Source organism: uncultured Psychrosphaera sp., assembly GCF_947500655.1.
Taxonomy (GTDB): domain Bacteria; phylum Pseudomonadota; class Gammaproteobacteria; order Enterobacterales; family Alteromonadaceae; genus Psychrosphaera.
The window spans coordinates 35,440-55,767 of sequence record NZ_CANMSK010000017.1 but is presented as its reverse complement, the minus strand read 5'-3'; the positions used below and the strand labels follow the sequence as shown (position 1 = coordinate 55,767).

Below are 20,328 nucleotides of genomic sequence, written 5' to 3'. Positions count from 1 at the left end.
AATTAGCGAAGTTTAAGCGTTGCTAAACCAATTAAAACTAAGATCAAAGAAATGATCCAAAAACGCACAATTACTCTAGGTTCAGGCCAACCACTTAATTCATAATGATGATGAATTGGTGCCATTTTAAAAATACGTTCACCACGTAATTTAAAAGACCCTACTTGTAAAATCACCGACATTGTTTCTATTACAAATACGCCACCCATAATAAACAACACTAACTCTTGGCGAACTAACACGGCAATAATACCTAAAGCTCCGCCCAAAGCTAATGAGCCAACATCGCCCATAAATACTTGCGCCGGATACGTGTTAAACCATAAAAAGCCAAGGCCTGCACCAAAAATTGCAGTACACACAACGGTAAGTTCATCTGCTTTTGGAATATAAGGAATATGTAAGTATTCAGAGAAATTAACGTTACTGGTTAAATACGCAATTAACGCTAACGCCGCGGCCACCATAATAGTTGGCACAATCGCAAGCCCATCAAGTCCGTCTGTTAAATTAACCGCGTTACTGGTTCCAACCAAAGTAAAATACACCACTAATAAATATAACAAACCAAGTTGCGGCATTACGTCTTTAAAGAAGGGAACCACTAATGATGTTTCTGCAGGGTGTTCAGCATTCATATATAAAAAGACGGCAACAACAATGGCAATAACCGACAACCAAAAGTATTTCCAACGAGCAATAAGCCCATTACTATCTTTGCGAATAACCTTACGATAATCATCAACAAAACCAACAATTCCATAACCAAGCACAACGGTTAGGACAACCCAAACATATTGATTAGAAAGATCAGCCCATAATAAAGTACTCACAGCAATTGAGCCTAAAATAAGAATGCCGCCCATGGTGGGTGTACCTGACTTACTTAAGTGACTTTCTGGACCGTCATCTCTAATTGTTTGTCCAATTTGCATACGTTGTAATTTACGTATTAATTTTGGTCCAAAATATAATGACAACACCATAGCTGTAAGCACACTTAGGATGGCTCTAAATGTGATATATGAAAACACATTAAAACCAGAATAATACTGCGTTAAATATTCCGCTAACCAAACTAACATAATCTTACCTTTCTCATTTTCTTACTTGCTTAAACTATTATTAGCAATTACTTGTTCAACTATCTGTTCCATTTTTGCACTTCTGGAACCTTTCACTAATATTGAAATTGCACACTCTGTGTTACTAATTAATTGTTCAAGCTTTGTTATCACATCAGCTTGAGAACTAAAATGTTCACCTTTTTCATTCATTACCGACGACGCACTTTGGCTTAATTCACCAATTGACATCAATACATCTATATTTTTAGTTAGTGCGTACTCACCTACTTCTTGATGATAACGTCTAGTGTCTGTTCCTAGCTCTGCCATATCACCTAATACAAATACATTCTTACCTTCATAGCTTGACAATAAATCAATGGCCGCTTTAACCGACTGCACATTCGCATTGTAGGTGTCATCTATAATTAATACGCTATCTGAAATTTGGTGTATGTCGACTCGACCTTTCACACTGGCCATGTTTAACAAACCAGTCTTAATTTCCTGTAATCTTGCCCCAACTGAATAACACGCAGCCGCAGCAGCTAATGCGTTCGTTACATTGTGTTTTCCAGGGAGAACCAACTCAATCGAAATACTTTCATCATTAATATGTAAAGTGAATGTTGCACAGCCAAGTTTATTTAAGCTTATATTTGAGGCGGTGACAGTACCCGGTATAGAGTTCAGTTCAGCACTTAAACCAAACTGTAAAATATGTTTTGGATTTGCATGAAACTTCTGATTTAAACGTGTTAACCAATATTCTTTAAATTCAGAGTCACCATTTACAATAGCGATACCGTCATCGTTTAAACCGTTAAAAATCTCACCCTTAGCTTGAACCACACCTTGAATACTGCCAAAACCTTCCAAATGCGCTTCTGCAACATTATTTAAAATAGCGACATCCGGCTGAGCTAATTCTGTGGTGTAAGCAATTTCGCCAATATGATTTGCGCCTAATTCGATTACCGCATACTCATGACTCGGCTCTAAACGCATTAATGTATGAGGTACACCAATTTCATTATTAAAATTGCCATTAGTAGCTAATACATTACCTTTGAGAGATAAAATAGCAGCACACATTTCTTTAACCGACGTTTTACCGACACTTCCAGTAATCGCTATGGTTTTAGCATTAACGGTAGATGCAACTTTTGCGGCTAATTTGCCGTAGGCAATCAGCGTGTCTTCAACCACAAATTGAGGAATATCAATTGGACTTGGTGTATCGACAATAACTGCGATAGCCCCTTTATTTTTTACATCTTCAATAAAGGCATTACTGTCAAAATTAGGACCGCGTAATCCAATGAATACATGCCCAGCTTTAATCGTTCGGCTGTCCGTTGAGAAGGCCACAACCTTTTGCTCTGAGCAGTTATCACTAGGCAGATTAAGCACTTGCTCATCGGTTAACGATAACGTGTCTTTGATCCATTTTAACGGGACATTTATCATATCATGCCGCCATGATTGGTAAATGTAGCCATTAGTTTTTCAACATAATCCCGTTCATTGTAATCAATACTTTCAGTACCGATAACTTGATACGTTTCATGACCTTTACCGGCAATTAAAATAGCATCACTTGCCGTTGCACTTTGTAACGCAAGTTCAATGGCTTCTTTACGGCTTTTAATTATTTGATAATTTGAACCTGTCATTCCAGCTTCAATATCCGCAATGATCTTATCTTCATCTTCTGTTCTTGGATTGTCGTTAGTGATGATCACATGGTCTGCATGCTCTTGAGCAAGCTTCCCCATAATTGGACGTTTACTTACATCACGCTCACCGCCACAACCAAAAATAACGTATAACTCACCGGATAAATGTTTTCTTACCGCTAACAAAGACTGTTCAAGTGCATCTGGAGTATGAGCATAATCAACAACAGCAACGGGCAGGTTAGGTTTTACAAATAACTCTAAACGTCCCGGAACCGGTTTTAATTGACTAAAATGACCAGCAACAATTGGCCAATTTAACGTTAACGCAGTTGCAAAAACAGCCGCTAAATTTAAGCAATTAAATTCACCGTAAATTGGCAATTGTAAAAAGCACTCTTCTTTAGCGCCGATAACTTGCCATTCTATGTCGATTGATAAGCCATGTGTATGGCACTCAAAACCACGAATATAAACATAATCTGAATAAGCTTTAACGTTATCCGATTGACCATAAGCAATCACTCGAGTTTGATTGGCAACCATATCCGCAAGGCGACGACCATATTTGTCGTCTACATTTATCACAGCACATTTAGGTTGGTATTCATTAAATAGCTTTGCTTTGGCTTCAAAATACGCTTCCATCGTACCGTGGTAATCAAGATGGTCTAACGTTAAATTGGTAAAGATGGCAACGTCTAAATCTAGTCCTTCAATGCGCCCCTGCTCTAAAGCATGAGAAGACACTTCCATTGTTAATGAGCCATAATTTTTCACTAAAAACTGACTAATTAAACGATATATTTCGGTAACACCCGGCGTGGTATTACTACTTGGCTGTAAGTCGTTTATCGACCCAGTGCCAATAGTGCCAATAACCGCAGACTCTTGCTGTAAACAAATTTGGCTTAATTGCGCCAAAAGATGACTAATAGAGGTTTTACCATTGGTGCCAGTAACCGCTATAACCGGCATAGAAACCGACTGATCTTTTATATAAAACTCTTTGGCTATATTAGCTATTTTTCTCTCTAAATCTGGTACTAACACCACATTACTTAGCTTATTGTACAAGTGTTCATCACAAGCGTCAGATACTAAAATCGCCACCGCGCCTAAGTCTAATGCTTTGTTAATATAACTAGCACCGTCTTGGTCAAAGCCTTTTGTGGCAATGAATATATCACCTTTAGTTACCTGTCTACTGTCAGGTATTAAACGTGCAGAAGGCTCAAGTACAACTTGAGCCTTTTTTAATTGCTGTCCTATATCTTGCCAATTAGTCACCAGAGCTCTCCCTTTTAACATCAGCCAACTGAATTTTAGATTCCCCTAATGCATCGGGCGCAATGTTCAATGTTCTCAATGTCTGTCTCATTATTTTCGCAAAGGTTGGGGCTGCGGTTTCTCCACCATAATAATAATCCCCTTTCGGTTCATTAATCACCACCACTATTGCTATTTCTGGATTAGATACTGGACCTACTCCAGCAAATACATTGACGTAGTCATTTCCATAACCACCGCCAACCGCTTTTATACTTGTACCTGTTTTACCTGCAACGCGATAACCTTTTACAATTGCACGTTTACCAGAACCATCCGCACTCACCACACTTTCCATCATGGCAAGTACGTCATTAGCAATCTCTTTGCTGATCACTTGCTCTTCTGGTTTTTTCAATTCTGTTTTAACAATAGATAACGGCTTACTTACGCCACCAGCACCAATAGTGGTATACATTTTTACTAATTGAGCCGCCGTTACTGAAATACCATAACCGTAAGATAAAGTCGCAACTTCAATATCAGACCAACGTCTGCGTTCATTGAATATCCCAGTGCTTTCACCAATTAAATCAATACCACTGTAATCAACTAATCCCATGCGGTAAAAAATATCTAAAAATGACTCTTTAGGTGTCGATAACGCTAATTTACTAGAGCCCATATTAGAAGAAAATTTAAGTACATCCGCTAAACTAATTTGACCACGGTTTCTCGGATCAGAAACTCGGCTGCCGCCAAGGCGCATATAACCCGGTGAAGTGTCGACTAAATCTAACGTACCGTATGAACCATAATCTAGCGCATTAATAACTGATAAAGGTTTAACCGTTGAACCCGGTTCAAAAGTGTCGGTAATTGCTCTATTACGAATACTGCGTAGTGGTACATTATTACGATTGTTAGGATTAAATGACGGGCTATTTACCATAGCTAATACTTCCGCCGTTTTTACATCAACGACAATGGCAGAGCCGGATGTAGCTTCGTAAGTCTGTACTGCTTTTTTAAGTTCTTGATAAACGGCAGATTGAATTCGTTGATCTATGGTCAATACTACATTTTGTGGTTTTGAACCTTTTTCCTCTTCCAAAACTTCGATTTCTCGGCCTTTGGCGTCTTTAATTATTTTACGCTTACTTGGCGTTCCTATCATCCAATCATTATGACGTAACTCTATCCCCTCGATGCCTTTACCATCTATGTTGGTAAAGCCAACAATATGCGCGGTAATTTCACCAGCCGGATAATAGCGTTTTGACTCTTCTCTTAAACGGACACCAGGAATACGAAGCTGCTGAACATAATCGGCAACAACAGGGTTAGTTTTACGTTTAAGATAAATAAAGCGCTTTTTTGAATTGTTGGTAATACGGGCTACTAATTCATGCTCTTGCATATCTAAAACTTTCGCTAAGGCTTCCCACCTAACGTCAGTTTCAAATTCTGGATACTCAAGTACTTGTTTAGGATCGGCCCAAATAGTTTGTACTGGTACACTTACCGCTAATTCTTCGCCGTTTCTGTCAGTGATCATGCCACGTTGAACGGTACCTTCCTTAATACGAACAGTACGGTTATCACCTTCTATACGTAAACGGTCAGGTTGAATAATTTGTAAAAATGCAGCTCTGGAAACCACAATACTGAAAACTAAAACTAAAGACACAACCACAAACTGAAAACGCCAACGGTTAAATCCCGGCTTAGCGATTTGTTTGGCTTGCTTATTTGATTTATTGCCAAGCGGCTTTTTACCGAGCGACTTTGCATTAGCAGAGCGTCGGCTTTGAGTTTGTTTTTTATTCGTCTTTGAGGATTTATTTAGCCAATCTTTCACGGTAGCGTCACCACAACTTCTTCATCCGTTGTTGGACGTTTCATACCAAGACGATTACGAGCAATGCTTTCCACTCTGCTGTGTTCAGCCAAAGAGCGTTGCTCTAATAACAGATGACGCCAGCGTAAGTCTATATCGTCGCGTTGTTGCAACAATACATCTTGTTGGATCACCATTTGTCTATTAAGTTGTGCCCAATGAACGACAGTGATAGCAAAAATAACATTAAGTAATAAAAACCCAAGAGTAAATTTATACTTACCTATATCCTTAAAGATCAGTTTTGCTAATTCGCTATCGATTATATTTTTCATTAGGCTAGCCTTTCAGCAACTCTAAGAACTGAGCTACGCGCTCGACTATTTTTAGTAATTTCTTCATCTGTTGGCTTATTCGCTTTACCAATAGGCTTAAGTTTAATGCCAACATTTAACTCAGCTTCAGTCATAGGCAGACCTCTTGGTACTTGCTTGCCTTGACTTTCTTTACGAATAAACTGTTTTACAATGCGGTCTTCCAACGAATGGAAACTGATCACAGACAATCTGCCACCGGCTTTCAATACATTTAATGAAGCTTCAAGTGCAGCTTCAATCTCGACCAACTCGCTGTTGATATAAATACGAATACCTTGGAATGTGCGAGTTGCAGGATGTTTCTTTTCCGCTTTGCTTTTTGGTACACAGCTAGCCACCAAAGTCGCTAAATCTGTTGTGGTTAATAAAGGAGACTCTTTACGCGTTTCCACTATTTTTCTGGCAACACGCTTAGCAAACTTTTCTTCACCATAGGTTTTTAAGGCAAATGCAATATCTTCTTCTTCCGCTTTAGCTAACCAAGCAGCAGCACTGATACCGCTGGTATTATCCATACGCATATCTAAAGGGCCTGGTTTCATAAAACTAAAACCACGGTCGGCTTCATCAAGCTGTGGAGAAGAAACGCCTAAGTCCATTAAAATACCGTCTACCTTGCCAATTAAATCATGTTTTTCAATAATAGCTTGTAGCTGGGAAAACGGACAATGATCTATATGAAAGCTTTCATTGTCTGCGAATTTTTTTGCCGCTTCAATCGCGGTTGGATCTCGGTCAATTGCATATAAACGGCCATCACTATTAAGCTGTTTTAAAATTTCACCCGAATGACCACCACGACCAAATGTACAATCGACATAAATACCATTTGGCTTAATTGCCAAAGCATCAATTGATTCTTTTAATAAAACTGAAACGTGTGCTTCTGTCATTACCCTGCCGTATATTTATTTAATCGGTTTATCTACTAATCTGATCATCTATCAATCAGGTTAAAACTAAATTAGAGCGAAAAGTCTTTTAAACTATCTGTTAACTCAAAGTCGCCTTCAAGTTCAGTTTCAATATCGTCCAACATTTGCTGATGCCACTTATTATCAGACCAAATTTCAAATTTGTTTAATTGGCCAACCAACATAATAGGTTTATCTAAACCAGCATGTTGTCTAAGTGCCGTTGGTAATAAAATACGACCACTTTTATCCATATCAACTTCATGTGCGTTACCAAGTAAAACACGCTGAACCCTTCTTTCATGAGGGTTCATTGATGAAAGCTGACGTAGCTTATATTCAATCTCTTCCCATTCCACTAATGGGTAAAGTAATAAACATGGTTGATGGAGATCGACTGTACAAATCATTTTCCCTTCTGATTCAGACAGCAACGAGTCACGATGTCGAGTAGGTATCGACAACCGCCCTTTACTATCTAAAGAAAGTGGATTTGCACCGCGAAACATTGTTCACTCCATTTATGTGGTAATAACCACGTCTATATATTCAATTAGGGATGAAAGTAACACATACTCCCACTTTTTCCCACCAAAGAACAGTTTATGCTTCAAATGTAAACATTGTCAAGTTTCATAGATATTCGAATTTCATCTATTAAGCTTGTTAAATAGGAGTTTTAAATAGTTGTTGAGTGAATGTGGGGTTTTGTGGGATAAGAGTGTGTTTTTTTATTTTTTAGTAGCAGAGCGGGTTAACTCTCTAACTCGGTGTCTTAACTTTGTCATTATATATTCTTGAACTCTAAGGTTTCGCCTCTCGGCGAGTGACCTTTTTGCAACAGCTCAAAAATGTAACCGAAAAAAGCCGCCCGCAACCAAATATCTATTTGTATTAAATACTAACTTTAATCATCAAATACGGAAAAACATTCGTCCATGAACATTTTCCTCAATCGGGCATCCATGCCCTACCGATTTGAGAAAAGTTATATTTAACACAGATATTTAAATCGGGAGTTAGATCAAGAGCTAAAAAACAGATCAAAAGCAAAGAAGCCCATTAGCTAACGCTGATGGGCTTTTATCTGGTTTAATTTACCCCTACGCTTTTATCCTTTTTTCCATTCAAAGCGATATTTGGATAATTTTTTAGTTTTATCAATTGTTCGAATTAAATGCTTTTCATTATATAATTCAATTATCAGTGTTTCGTTTAAAAGGCTGGCATCCAAGTAGTTATAAGAGTTACTCTTAGCAATACGAGTATAAGGCTTTCCTATTGCAGCTAGGAGTTCTTTTAGCTCAGTAGTATCAAAATATTGAACATTAGTAATATAAATTTTTAGTTTTTCTTCCTGAGTTATACTTGATTTTAGTATAGCCATTAAAACTTCATACGGAATTGGGTATTCGAAGTCAAACTTACTAAGAACTTTGTATAAAGCTATCGCATCTTCTTTTATTAACTCATCTTTTCCGTATTCTAGGACAGTCATAAGTTCTATTTCGTTAAGGTCATAATGTAATAAGCCCATTAATTGTTCAGATGCCATTTCTTGAATATATGTAACACTAATGAGGTCATCACGAAAGTTCGACATAAAATACTGTATTGCTGCTGGGTTGTTAGTATTAACATACTCAAAATTATCAGAATCTAATTCTAAACATTCAGATTCAATAATAAACTCACACTCCTCATCACTTAATTTTTTATTTATTTCACCTGCATAAATTGTATAACCAGATGTATTTAGTAGAAACTTAAATAAAATAATATCAATTGTTTTTTCTAGTGCAATTTCTTCAAAGTGATGAAATAAAGATTCATCACCAAGTTCTCCAAAATAAGAATTTAAATTATCTAATTTTTTAGCAATATTTATTGGCATATTACAAATATATGCTTTGGACTCTTCAGAATATTCTTGGCATGCTATAACTATGTTTTCTTTGCTGTACTTATATTTTCCAGCCTGCAGTAAACGCTTAGTTACATCGTCAGAAAAATCGGATGTAATATAATCCAACTCAAAAGTATGATTAGTAACAATATCTTCTATATTTTCAGGGGTTAGTTTTGGCAGTTTGAATAAGTGAATATAATCAACAATAGCATCCATTATTATTTGCTTATCTTTAATAGCTTCTATAACTAAACTTAGTTCCGTATCAAACAACTTATTTATTAATCGTTGATACGCTTCATCTATACCTTCGTTATCCCAAATGTTTAGTTCGTCACTATGAGAGTGGAAAAAACAATACGGTAAAGGTGTATTTTCATTAATTCCATTTAACACTTTAAACGATTCTATATTTAACATTACAAAATCATTCTTAAGAAAAAAACTTATTTGTACCTCTGTTAATTTATTATTAATCGATGTTGTAAACTTTGAGTCTTTTAATGTGTTCTTCAATGCTTCTAATGTAGGCAATAGTCCAGAATTTTTAAGAGTGCCTTCAGAAATCGACTTATTACATTCCTTTTCTATATCAATTATTTGAGGTTGCCTTCTTAGAAAAACTCTTATATTTTTTTGGTCTTCTTTTATTTTTATTTGTTTATGAATAAGTATTGCACTGAAAAAATCATATTTATCAAAACCTTCAAAATCTGGCCTAGTTAAAATTGTTGAAATAATATTGGGGGCTTGGTTGGTTATTTGATTAATAATGTGTTTTTTATATTCAACAAACTCTACCCATTTTAATAGTTCCGAATAATCACTACGTTCAAGGGCTCCACGCACCATCGAATCAATGCAATCTTGATATTCGATTATCAAACTTGCTTTAGAACAAATGACTTTTAAAAGTCCATAATTTACAAATGACTTACTCTGCATATTTTCATAATTAAATACTTTCAAAACATTATCTATGTCTAAAGAATTCACTATATTGGTTTCAGGATCCGTATCTTTGTTACTTGCTATAGCTTTTACAAAGCCCTGTTGTGTTCGGGTTAACAGTCCATCACCTTGCCTACCTATGATCATTTCAAACTTTTCATTTAAGTAGCCATTTATTAATAAATAATCTATCAAAGGATTTATGTATACAATCTGTTTTTGTGTCTTTGCTTTTGTGTCTTCTGGTTCCTCTTTTAACTTATATTCATCAGTGCATTCAAAGTGATTATAGGTTTGATATATTTTATTTTTAATACCTTCAAACTGTAAAATTTCTTTAACTGTTGCATTTCTCATTTTTTTAAATCATTTTCTAAACCTTTAATTGTTTCATTTTGTTTTTGTATTTGTTGGTCTAAATCAGATTTAAACATCTCGATTTGATTTGAAAAGACTTTAGATTGATTTAAAAATTCGTCTCCAGTGACAGGAGTTCTTATAACCTCACCTTGAGGTTCGTTGTAAAACGCTGTTTCATAATAGGCTGCTTTATTCATATTTTTGATCTTACTTAGTGATAGATCAAATGTATCTACACCATTTATACTTAGTATTTTTGTTTTATATTTCAAGTCTAATTCGTGTATTGCATCTATGTATACTTGCTTCAATCTATCTTCATAATTTCTAAGTTGTTCAATTCCTCGTACAGCAGCTAACTCAGAACCTAATATTTCAATATCAGTGTTAATATTTTTAATAATATTGGTACGTTCTATTTCTGCACGTCTAAATATTTGAGCTATATAACCTTTGCCATTATTTAACCTTTCAAAGTCTTCACTATATAAAACCTTATAAATCATTAGTGCTAATAACGATTCGTATTGATTATTTGAATCAGACGGCTCATTTAAGACAACTTTTTTATAATGGTAGTATTCCATTACAATTTGTTTAATCTCTCGAGGGTTTGTGAAATAAACTGATATTTGCCTTAAAAATCTTTCTCCAAAGTCGTTATGTAGATCCAATAATTTTAGCTGTGTTTCAAATACGGAATAAGAGTTAGCTTTAGACATAATTGGAACAATAGGAATTATGACGTCAAATAATTTAGTTAAATCTTGACTTGTAAACAGTTCATCTTTAATTGCATAAATAAACTTAACAGGTAAAGAGTTTTCTCCTACTGACTTTCCAATTTCAGCAGCATCATTAATGATTTTATTAATCTCTGATAATTTCAAGAATATACTGGGAGTTTTGAATCTATCAACGTCCTCTATTACAACTAAATTTACTTTGCTTTTTTTAAAGTAATAAATAATTTCTTCTAAATGATTGTCAAAATCTGGATCACCTTGTGATGAATCATTATGTTTGACCTCTGCTTCTATTGCACCTAACGCGAGGTGAGATATCCGATATTGTCTAACTAAATTTACTAGAGGTTTTATTAAAACAGCGGACGTTATAACAAAAGTTGAATACAAAAAGGTTGCTATAACTATTTTAGCTCCAGACCAAAATGTATTTCGTGGTGTTAATTGCTGGAGAAGAGAGCCGAGGGTAAAATCTGGGTTGAAAATAACAAACGTAAATGAAAGAAACCACAAAATAAAAGTTAGCCACATACCAAAACTTATTTTGTCTAATTCAAATATAGTCCGGTTACGAAATACTCGAGATTCTTTACTCCCCAAACGGTAGAGTAGTTGTTTCAGTATTCCAGCTTCAATTTTTTGTACATCTACATCATGACAATTATCAAGATGTTCGTACTCACCAGTTAAACCTTCAACTAATGGTTTTTTTTCTTTCTTCTGACTCGTTACATCTGTCAACGTTTTAAGCGATATTTCTATCGACTTAATTTTTCTTGATTTGTTTTGGTTATCAATAGATCTAGAGTCATTTTTTACAGATGGACTTGCTCCAAGAGTGTTAAGGTAGGTACTGATTATTGAACTTTTTCCTCCAGCAAAAGAGGAAGTTAAAGCTATATTACATATTCTTTCATCCCTCGCGAGAATCATCTCATCTAGTGAGTCCAAATATATTTGGATATCGTTTACTTTTAACTGGTTGTCATGACTCAAGTCAGGTAAATTTTTGACTTCATCCATTTCAGTTGTCATGCTTTTAAATCCCTTTCACTATATGAATACCGTAAACATCCACTCTAAATTGCACAAACATATAAGTCAATTTTTGTACAAGAATTGTAATAAAACGGGTCAGGGTTAAATTAAGATTTATAACAATGACACTCACCTTTGAATTCAAAAACGAACCGCAAGGTTCGCTCTGCTTTTGCTCTTTGCTTTTCTTTCCCGATTCAAAATATCTGTATTCAATATAACTTTTCTCAAATCGGTTGGGCATGGATGCCCATTGAGGAAAGGTTTTCAGGGACGAAAGTTTTTCCGTATTTGATGATAAAAGTTACTATTTAATACAAAGTGATATTTTGGTACGGGCGGCCTTTTTCGGTTACATTTTTGGGCTGTTGCAAAAAGGTCACTCGCCGAGGGGCGAAATAATATCTATCAATACGCTCAGTGCAACAGAAATAATTCTTTTAGAAAAGAAAGAACACAAGCCTGCGCCTTTTTGGGCTGTTGCAAAAAGGTCACTCGCCGAGGGGCGAAACCTATAGTGAATTTAAATACAGATATCAAAGTTAATACTTAAACTCAGTTTTATTAAGGATAAGAATATTGATTGGAAGCGGCGCTCTGTTTCATAATAAGAGCAGGTTACGTTTTTGGGCTGTTGCAAAAAGGTAACTCGCCGAGGGGCGAAACCTGATACTTCAGAGAATATCTATTAAAGATAACTACATAGATATTAATATATAAAGCGAATTATCTTTTAAAGAAGAAACTAAGCCCACGCCTTTTTGGGCTGTTGCAAAAAGGTAACTTGCCGAGGGGCGAAATAAGATCTATCAATACGCTCAGTGCAACAGAAATAATTCTTTTAGAAAAGAAAGAACACAAGCCTGCGCCTTTTTGGGCTGTTGCAAAAAGGTATTGTTCACATCATGGATGATGGGATGCCATCAATACATGGATGTATTATTGATGGCCGCATGGATGTGCTCGCTTAGGTTGTGTCGGGAACTGACAACCTGCCACAGCATGGATTATGCACTTAGGTTGTGTCAGGAACTAACAACCCGTTTCAGCTTGGGATAACTTCTTAGGAAATAACGACTTTTAACAGCTTTGTAACTTCATCTGTTATTGTTTGTGGTGCTTTTTCTAAGAACTCCATATCACATTCTGAGAAATCTAAAGACTTTACTTGGTGTATTAACACTGCGCCTTGGGTCGATAAATTATTAGGTAGCACGACTTCCAGTTTCATATTGCGGCTGGTGCTGGTGATTGGTGCAACAATTGCAAAACCAGTATGCTCATTAAACACCTTTCTGGAAACCACAAAAGCAGGTCGTCGTTTCATAATTTCACGACCTGTGCTTGGATCAAAACTTAGAGTAACAATGTCTCCTTTGTCAGGCACGTACATTAAAGCACTTCCTTACCTACAGCTGGCATTTCTAACCACTCTTTATCTTCATCTGTCACTTTGAAGCATTCCTTAGGGCTACCATCTAACAAAGACTCTAAAGTCACTTCTTCCTCAACTGGAGTTAAGATTATCTGACCATTTTTTATAGATAAATCTAATTGTGAACCTACCTGCAATCCCAATGTATTAACAATTGCTTTGGGAATGCTCACAATATTAGCCCCACCTGATTGTCTAATTGCAACAGAAGCCATAACGCTTTCTCCTCTCAAACATGTTATACAAAAGTATAACATGTGTTTTATAGAAGTATAACTTTTCAAAATATTTTACTTTCACTAAGTGCAGACTTGGGAATAACGGAGGCAGTCAGCTTAAATAAAACGGGTCAGGGTTAAATTAAGATTTATAACAATGACACTCACCTTTGAATTCAAAAGCGAACCGTAAGGTTCGTTCTGCTTTTGATCTTTTCTTTTCCTTCCCGATTCAAAATATGTGTATTTAATATAACTTTTCTCAAATCGGTTGGGCATGGATGCCCATTGAGGAAAGGTTTTCAGGGACGAAAGTTTTTCCGTATTTGATGATAAAAGTTACTATTTAATACAAAGTGATATTTTGGTACGGGCGGCCTTTTTCGGTTACATTTTTGGGCTGTTGCAAAAAGGTAACTTGCCGAGGGGCGAAATAAGATCTATCAATACGCTCAGTGCAACAGAAATAATTCTTTTAGAAAAGAAAGAACACAAGCCTGCGCCTTTTTGGGCTGTTGCAAAAAGGTATACTTCACTTCATGGATGAAGGGATGTCATCAATACAGGGATGTTTATTTGATGACCGCCGAGGGGCGAAACCTGATAGTTCAAAAAATATCTATTAAAGATAACTACATAGATATTAATATATAAAGCGAATTATCTTTTAAAGTATAAACCTAAGCCCCGCCGTATCACTCTTCAAAATCACCTAATTCTTGTTCAGAAGCTGCAAGTAATTGTTCAGCACCTAAAGACGCAATTGATGTTAATCGCGCATTTGATGGACGAAACTGAGAGCTTTGTGATTTGGACTCAATGATCTTAACCATTTGCTCATAAAGGTCAGCGCTGACCATATAGCCTGCCGTTTTATTATTTGATAAAACAGCAACAGGTTCATTAATAAAATAGTCTGTTGGTTTTTTTCTTAATTCAGAAATTGAAACCGTTTTTTCAGCCAAAATTGATTGAATTGCCATACATCACCTCAAACATATAAAACGCACTTAATTATGTACTAAATTTTGTACATTGCAAGTTTGTTTTATATTAAGCGAACACCTCACTCAATAAGACCCAACTCTTTATAGATAAAACGGGTCAGGGTTAAATTAAGATTTATAACAATGACACTCACCTTTGAATTCAAAAACGAACCGTCAGGTTCGTTCTGCTTTTGGTTTATTTCTCCATCACAAAATCACTTTGTTAAATATTATTTTTTATGAAATTCGAAGCATGGATGCTGAGAAAGGGCTGTTTGTCAGGGACGACTTTTCAGTCCGTTTTTGTAAACAAAAATAACTATTTGATAAAGTATTAGATTTTGTTTGGAAGCGGGCTTTTTCGCCTACCTTTTTTGGCTGTTGAAAAAAGGTATGGTCGCCGAGGGGCGAAACCTTAGAGTTAAGCCAAATACAATGTCACGGTAATCACACAAAAAAAAGAATACAGCGCCTTTTTGGCTGTTGAAAAAAGGTATTGTCGAGTACATGGATGTACTCGCTTAGGTTGTGTCGGGAACTGACAACCTGCCACATCATGGATGATGGGATGCCATCAATACATGGATGTATTATTGATGGCCGCATGGATGTGCTCGCTTAGGTTGTGTCGGGAACTGACAACCTGCCACTTCATGGATGAAGGGATGTCCTCAATACAGGGATGTTTATTTGATGACCGCCGAGGGGCGAAACCTGATAGTTCAGAAAATATCTATTAAAGATAACTAGATAAATATTAATATATAAAGCTAATTATCTTTTAAATAAAAAATAAAGTTAAAACACTTTCCCTTGAACACTCCAGCCATTTTTAGTGAAAAGATTAATTAACTCTTCATGTATGGCACCGGTTGAGAATTTAAAAGATTCGCCATCTGATGATGTGATACTTGTGCTTAAGGAGATCATTCCTTTTTGACGTGTTTTCCCCATACTAAAATAAGAGGAGATTGAGTCCGCTTCTTGTTGGCCTGCTTTCCCCATTCCCAAAGCTGAAAAGATTGAGCTCCTTTGTTTTTTTGCTTCAATTAAATAATCACTAAAAATAGCTTTTTTATTAACGTCATCTAGCCAAAGCTTGATATAAAACTTAACGGCTCTACTTTCAACGTCACCTTCACTTCTCATAGTTAAGGAATATTCAAAGGGGCTAAGTAAATAAACACCTTTGTTAGCATCATGAGTGAAGGTTAAATCATTAACAGTAAATTCACTTAGTCTTTTATCTATTTCTTCTACACTGACTGGAGTCCCCGTCTCGGCTTTCCATCTAAAAACCTTATTACTAATAGCAATAAATATAGGTACAAATAAAACGATCACGCTGATAATAAAGGTAACTATTATTGAGCTAGGCGCTTGATTATTAACTAAAGCAACGCCTATTAGGCTGATAATGCCAAAATAAAGAAGTATATAAAAAAACATTTGTATGGTTTTACCAAACATAACCACAATCTCACTCTAAATCATTGATTTAAATAGCGTTAATGCTAGTTTATATGTATATAACATTCAATCTAATTCTACTATTTAACTTCACTCTAATTTCAGCTTTTTTGGGTTTTTAAGTTGTCACTTTGGGAATAAAAAACGTGGTAAAGAAAAAGCTAAGCCTCACCTTTTGACAAATAAAAACACGACTGTCCTAGCCCAGGTAAAATCTGATCTTTAACTTTAACATTCATGCATAAAAGTTAGTAAACATTTTCTTAGGGATTACCCTACAATTAGCTACTAGTTTGTAATACTTGTTACTGTGTACGGGCTGATTAAGGTATTATTCATGTCTCAACAAAAAATTATTATTACAGAAAATAGAAAATCGGCAGTTAAGTACTTGTAGTATTTACTTTTATTGTTGTTTTCATGAGCACTTTTATTTTCGTTGTCATAAATTGCAGTAATATATTTCACAGTTTTCCATAATAGGTAGGTAAGGTTTGAATACTCAGTCGACATCTAGCCAATCGCAAGGCTTATTACTTTTTAAGTTAACTCAACTTCAAAGTTTTGCATTGGGTACATTAAAAATAGAAGAGATTGTTCCTTACCAGCCTCTGACTCAAATTCCTAAATCGGATCATAATGTCCTTGGCGCCGCTAATTTCCGTGGTAGAACAATTGCCGTTATTGATATGGCTGCTGCTGTTGGATATAAGGCAATAACTGAAGAAGAAAAAAAGGATGCTGTCATTCTTATTACTGACTGTAGTCGTATGACAGTTGGCTTTTTGGTTAGAAAAATTGAACGTATTATAGAATGTAACTGGAAAGATATAGCACCTCCACCAAGTGACTTAGGTACTAGAACTTACATTACTGGTATTACCCGCTTTGAAGATACGCTTATTCAGTTATTAGACATTGAATTGTTACTTGCTCAAATATTTCCTGATGACAGTGATCATGCAGTCGAAATTACTGGCGTACAAAAAGGCTTATTACAAAACTCTAATATCCTATTAGTGGATGACTCTGCTGTTGCTCGTAAACAGTTAGAAACTGCATTAACCAATATAGATGTACCATTTAAGGTCTGTAAAAATGGTAATGATGCGTTAGCGGTAATGAAGGACTGTGCAGAAAAAGGTAATCCTATTGATATATTAGTCAGTGATATAGAAATGCCGGGATTAGATGGCTACGAACTTGCCTTTGAAGTACGAGATCTAGCAAAACTTGCCGGTACTTATATTATTTTACACAGCTCTCTTTCTAGTAACATGAGCCTTGCTCGCGCAAATGAAGTTGGTGCCGATGAAGCATTAACAAAATTTGAAGCTCAAGAGCTAGTTAATGCCATGCTTAAAGGCGCAAAACAAAAATAGTACTAGCACTAAATCATGCTTAAACATTTGCTCAAATAGAAACGTTATGACTAACCTCGGTATAAGTACCGAGGTTTAATAAGTCCCATAAAGATGTTGATAAATTTAGAGTTTCTACCTATTAAAATTGCGACACTAACTTTCTCTCTTTTTTGACGTCCTCTTCTGATATACCTTTATTTTCTGACCATTGAATATTTAGAGTATTATTTTTAATAAAAGTTAATATGCTAGTCCTTTGTTTTATATTACAAAATAAGAGTGAATTTAATTCAAGTGAAATTCCACTTGTGTTGGCGCAATTTCTGCTATTTTAGTTTTTTTTTTTAAGGACTGATATTGTGGAAACTTTTCTATCTAAGCATCAAGATACAATGAAACGAGTCATAAAGGGTGTTAATCAGCATGAAAATGGCTTGAGATCGTTAAGTACTTGGTGGGAAAAGATAGCCCTTATCGGTAAAATAAATAGTCACCAAGTTGCTTCTACTATCTTAGAAGATATGGATGACACCCTAGGTCAATTTAATAAATTGCAAGGCCGTTTAATTGAAAGTTTAGTTAATGAACATACCCGCAAAGTTATCCAACAAAATGTTTCTCGTAGCCAAATGGCAATTGATGTATTAATTCGTAATTTGTTTGAACGAACTGCCGATATTGGCTTTTTAGCCACCGACCATGATGTTACTCAATTCTTAATAAATACCAATAAAACTGAAACTGACAGGGAATTTATTGAGCAGCGTTTACGTGCTTATATCAGTATTTATTCTGTCTATAGTGATGCCCTTTTATTAGCACCCAACGGTGAATTGGTTTTTCAATTAAGCCAGCCTACCCGTAATGGTGTAATGTCGGATGAGATGATCCAACAAGCCATAAAAGACCCTACTGAATATGTAGAGTATTTTGGTAAAACTGAGTTAATGGGAAATTCCCAACCACACCTTTTGTATGCCAACGCGGTTGTTGAAAATGGTAATGTGGTCGGCGTTATTGTTTTATGTTTTCGTTTTAATAACGAATTAGAAGGTATTACTAATCGGCTACTATTAAAAAATGAAGTCGACCATTTTTTTCTCTGCGATGGTACTGGTGAAATATTACGAGCGCCAAGCAACAATAAATTAGATGAACAATTAAAACTAACATTAGCCACTGAGCCAAAAATAGTCACGGTTAATAGTAATAGTATGATTGAGATCTGTGCTAAAGGTCAGGCCTATCAAGATTATGCAGGCCCAAAAAATTGGCATATAGGTTCTTTATTGCCAATTGATAGAATCAATGATTCTGATAGCGATACATCGGATGCCACAACAGAACTATCTGATCTTACAGGTATTATTTCTGAAGATTTATTTGATATTCGCCGTCAGTCAATATCGATTAATGACGATCTACAACTAATAGTATTAAACGGTATTATCACTGCGGCTCGTAAAGATGCGGTGGAATTTATGCCTGTATTGGAAGCCATCAAGAAAATTGGCCAAGATATCAATAATGTGTTTTCTGACTCCATTGAATCTTTATTCTCAACCATAGTTTCAAGTCAACTAAATAGCGTACGTTTACAAGCTAGTTTAGCGGTAGATATTATGGATAGAAATTTATACGAACGAGCCAATGACTGCCGTTGGTGGGCGGTAAGTAGCATTTTAAGAAAAGCCTTATCAGCAACAAGTCCAGACAAAGAAATAATCCAACAAACGTTAGCTACAATTCATTCTTTATATACGGTTTACCACACACTATACGTTTATGATAAACAAGGTCATTATGTGGCGTTCTCAGACGACCAATACAATGACCAAATAGGTCAGAATATTGAAGCTAATTCTGGTGCAGAGGCTGTTTTCAAATTAACCGATATATATCAATATACCGTCTCACCTTTTAAAGAGTTTGACTGCTATCAAGGAGCTTCTACCTACATATATAACGCAGCTATACGTGATATGTCGCAAATGGATAATATTATTGGCGGCATAGGTATTGTATTTGACTCAACTGTAGAATTTAAGGCCATCCTTATCGATATTTTGCCCCGTGAAAATGGTGAAATAAAATCAGGTGCTAAGGCACTATTTACCACAGAGCAAGGCACTATCTTGGCAAGCTCTTCAGACGAATATTCTATTGGCGAGGTTTTTATTCCTCAAATAGATATGACCGAACTAGACAAAGAAGGGACTATTGCAACGGTTACTCATTTAAATGATAGTCCTTACCTTATTGGCGGAGCAAAATCGTCGGGTTATCGCGAATACAAACGTGATGATGGTTATAACAATACAGTTATCGCCTGGGTATTAATACCAATTGAATTAATGAATTGATTAGTTCAGAGCTATGTTAGAGGTGTGAGAATAAGCAAAATTTGTGTCGATATAGTTATTCTCGGCTTTGTCTTCTGAGTCGTTCTATCTCCTGCATCCATGCAGTCGTACATCAAATAAATTTTGCGCTGCTCATATGAATAGTTTGGCGCACCTCTAACAAGCTCCCAAAGGGCGAGTTTAAAAGCTTCATATGCTTTGTTGCCCTACAAGGATGTAGGGTAAGGTGACAATGCAGGAGCATATTGTCTTTATTGATTTCAACAAGGGAACAACCATTCTCTTCAATCAATGCCTCACCTATGAACCTTTTAATTCTCGCTGAATAACTAATTCATT

The 20,328-nt window shown here is 35.8% G+C and carries 15 protein-coding genes; 2 read left to right on the top strand and 13 right to left on the bottom strand.

Annotation, left to right across the window (positions count from 1 at the left end; all coding sequences use genetic code 11):
- Positions 1-2 precede the first annotated feature (2 nt).
- The 13 genes from mraY to Q0940_RS13515 all read right to left on the bottom strand — a co-directional run bounded on the left by mraY (position 3) and on the right by Q0940_RS13515 (position 16,241).
- Positions 3-1,085, bottom strand: coding sequence for a phospho-N-acetylmuramoyl-pentapeptide-transferase (mraY, locus tag Q0940_RS13575; RefSeq protein WP_299269451.1), 1,083 nt, complete (start codon positions 1,083-1,085; stop codon positions 3-5).
- 21 nt (positions 1,086-1,106) lie between these two features.
- Complete coding sequence (gene murF, locus Q0940_RS13570; RefSeq protein ID WP_299269448.1) at positions 1,107-2,537, bottom strand: UDP-N-acetylmuramoyl-tripeptide--D-alanyl-D-alanine ligase; 1,431 nt, start codon at positions 2,535-2,537, stop codon at positions 1,107-1,109.
- Positions 2,534-4,036, bottom strand: coding sequence for a UDP-N-acetylmuramoyl-L-alanyl-D-glutamate--2,6-diaminopimelate ligase (locus Q0940_RS13565; RefSeq protein ID WP_299269445.1), 1,503 nt, complete (start codon positions 4,034-4,036; stop codon positions 2,534-2,536). The genes murF and Q0940_RS13565 overlap by 4 nt, the downstream gene beginning before the upstream one ends.
- Positions 4,029-5,876 carry a penicillin-binding transpeptidase domain-containing protein gene (locus Q0940_RS13560; RefSeq protein WP_299269443.1) on the bottom strand — a complete coding sequence of 616 codons (1,848 nt, stop codon included), beginning with the start codon at positions 5,874-5,876 and terminating at the stop codon, positions 4,029-4,031. The genes Q0940_RS13565 and Q0940_RS13560 overlap by 8 nt, the downstream gene beginning before the upstream one ends.
- Positions 5,873-6,190 carry a cell division protein FtsL gene (gene ftsL / locus Q0940_RS13555; RefSeq protein ID WP_299269440.1) on the bottom strand — a complete coding sequence of 106 codons (318 nt, stop codon included), beginning with the start codon at positions 6,188-6,190 and terminating at the stop codon, positions 5,873-5,875. The genes Q0940_RS13560 and ftsL overlap by 4 nt, the downstream gene beginning before the upstream one ends.
- Positions 6,190-7,125, bottom strand: coding sequence for a 16S rRNA (cytosine(1402)-N(4))-methyltransferase RsmH (gene rsmH, locus Q0940_RS13550; RefSeq protein WP_299269437.1), 936 nt, complete (start codon positions 7,123-7,125; stop codon positions 6,190-6,192). Before rsmH ends, ftsL begins: the two co-directional genes overlap by 1 nt.
- A 71-nt stretch (positions 7,126-7,196) precedes the next feature.
- Positions 7,197-7,655 (bottom strand): division/cell wall cluster transcriptional repressor MraZ, encoded by a 459-nt coding sequence (mraZ, locus tag Q0940_RS13545; RefSeq protein WP_299269434.1) that lies wholly within the window; start codon positions 7,653-7,655, stop codon positions 7,197-7,199.
- Between the two features lie 602 nt (positions 7,656-8,257).
- Positions 8,258-10,363, bottom strand: coding sequence for a hypothetical protein (locus Q0940_RS13540; RefSeq protein ID WP_299269430.1), 2,106 nt, complete (start codon positions 10,361-10,363; stop codon positions 8,258-8,260).
- The gene (locus Q0940_RS13535; RefSeq protein WP_299269427.1) at positions 10,360-12,147 is read right to left on the bottom strand and encodes a hypothetical protein; all 1,788 of its coding nucleotides are present in this window, start codon (positions 12,145-12,147) and stop codon (positions 10,360-10,362) included. The genes Q0940_RS13540 and Q0940_RS13535 overlap by 4 nt, the downstream gene beginning before the upstream one ends.
- Before the next feature lie 1,066 nt (positions 12,148-13,213).
- Entirely contained in the window at positions 13,214-13,543 is a 330-nt protein-coding gene (locus Q0940_RS13530; RefSeq protein WP_299269424.1) for a type II toxin-antitoxin system PemK/MazF family toxin, read from the bottom strand.
- A complete protein-coding gene (locus Q0940_RS13525; protein ID WP_299269421.1) occupies positions 13,543-13,800 on the bottom strand; it encodes an AbrB/MazE/SpoVT family DNA-binding domain-containing protein in 258 nt (85 codons plus the stop codon). Before Q0940_RS13525 ends, Q0940_RS13530 begins: the two co-directional genes overlap by 1 nt.
- A gap of 698 nt (positions 13,801-14,498) precedes the next feature.
- Entirely contained in the window at positions 14,499-14,786 is a 288-nt protein-coding gene (gene yafN, locus Q0940_RS13520) for a type I toxin-antitoxin system antitoxin YafN (RefSeq protein WP_299269418.1), read from the bottom strand.
- An 804-nt stretch (positions 14,787-15,590) separates the two neighbouring features.
- Positions 15,591-16,241: a hypothetical protein gene (locus tag Q0940_RS13515; protein WP_299269415.1), complete on the bottom strand. Its 651-nt coding sequence runs from the start codon at positions 16,239-16,241 to the stop codon at positions 15,591-15,593.
- 515 nt (positions 16,242-16,756) lie between these two features.
- Between Q0940_RS13515 and Q0940_RS13510 the strand changes: the two genes are divergently transcribed.
- Both Q0940_RS13510 and Q0940_RS13505 read left to right on the top strand, forming a co-directional pair.
- Positions 16,757-17,644, top strand: a complete 888-nt coding sequence (locus Q0940_RS13510; RefSeq protein WP_299269412.1) for a chemotaxis protein — start codon at positions 16,757-16,759, stop codon at positions 17,642-17,644.
- A 341-nt stretch (positions 17,645-17,985) separates the two neighbouring features.
- On the top strand, positions 17,986-19,989 hold the full coding sequence (locus Q0940_RS13505; protein ID WP_299269409.1) for a cache domain-containing protein: 2,004 nt from the start codon (positions 17,986-17,988) through the stop codon (positions 19,987-19,989).
- The last annotated feature ends 339 nt before the right edge of the window (positions 19,990-20,328 follow it).

Coding starts and splice junctions, on each gene's coding strand:
- Q0940_RS13515 (WP_299269415.1), bottom strand. CDS start 16,241: ATGTTTTTTTATATACTTCTTTATTTTGGCATTATCAGCCTAATAGGC.
- mraY (WP_299269451.1), bottom strand. CDS start 1,085: ATGTTAGTTTGGTTAGCGGAATATTTAACGCAGTATTATTCTGGTTTT.
- ftsL (WP_299269440.1), bottom strand. CDS start 6,190: ATGAAAAATATAATCGATAGCGAATTAGCAAAACTGATCTTTAAGGAT.
- rsmH (WP_299269437.1), bottom strand. CDS start 7,125: ATGACAGAAGCACACGTTTCAGTTTTATTAAAAGAATCAATTGATGCT.
- Q0940_RS13540 (WP_299269430.1), bottom strand. CDS start 10,363: ATGAGAAATGCAACAGTTAAAGAAATTTTACAGTTTGAAGGTATTAAA.
- mraZ (WP_299269434.1), bottom strand. CDS start 7,655: ATGTTTCGCGGTGCAAATCCACTTTCTTTAGATAGTAAAGGGCGGTTG.
- murF (WP_299269448.1), bottom strand. CDS start 2,537: ATGATAAATGTCCCGTTAAAATGGATCAAAGACACGTTATCGTTAACC.
- Q0940_RS13530 (WP_299269424.1), bottom strand. CDS start 13,543: ATGTACGTGCCTGACAAAGGAGACATTGTTACTCTAAGTTTTGATCCA.
- Q0940_RS13535 (WP_299269427.1), bottom strand. CDS start 12,147: ATGACAACTGAAATGGATGAAGTCAAAAATTTACCTGACTTGAGTCAT.
- yafN (WP_299269418.1), bottom strand. CDS start 14,786: ATGGCAATTCAATCAATTTTGGCTGAAAAAACGGTTTCAATTTCTGAA.
- Q0940_RS13525 (WP_299269421.1), bottom strand. CDS start 13,800: ATGGCTTCTGTTGCAATTAGACAATCAGGTGGGGCTAATATTGTGAGC.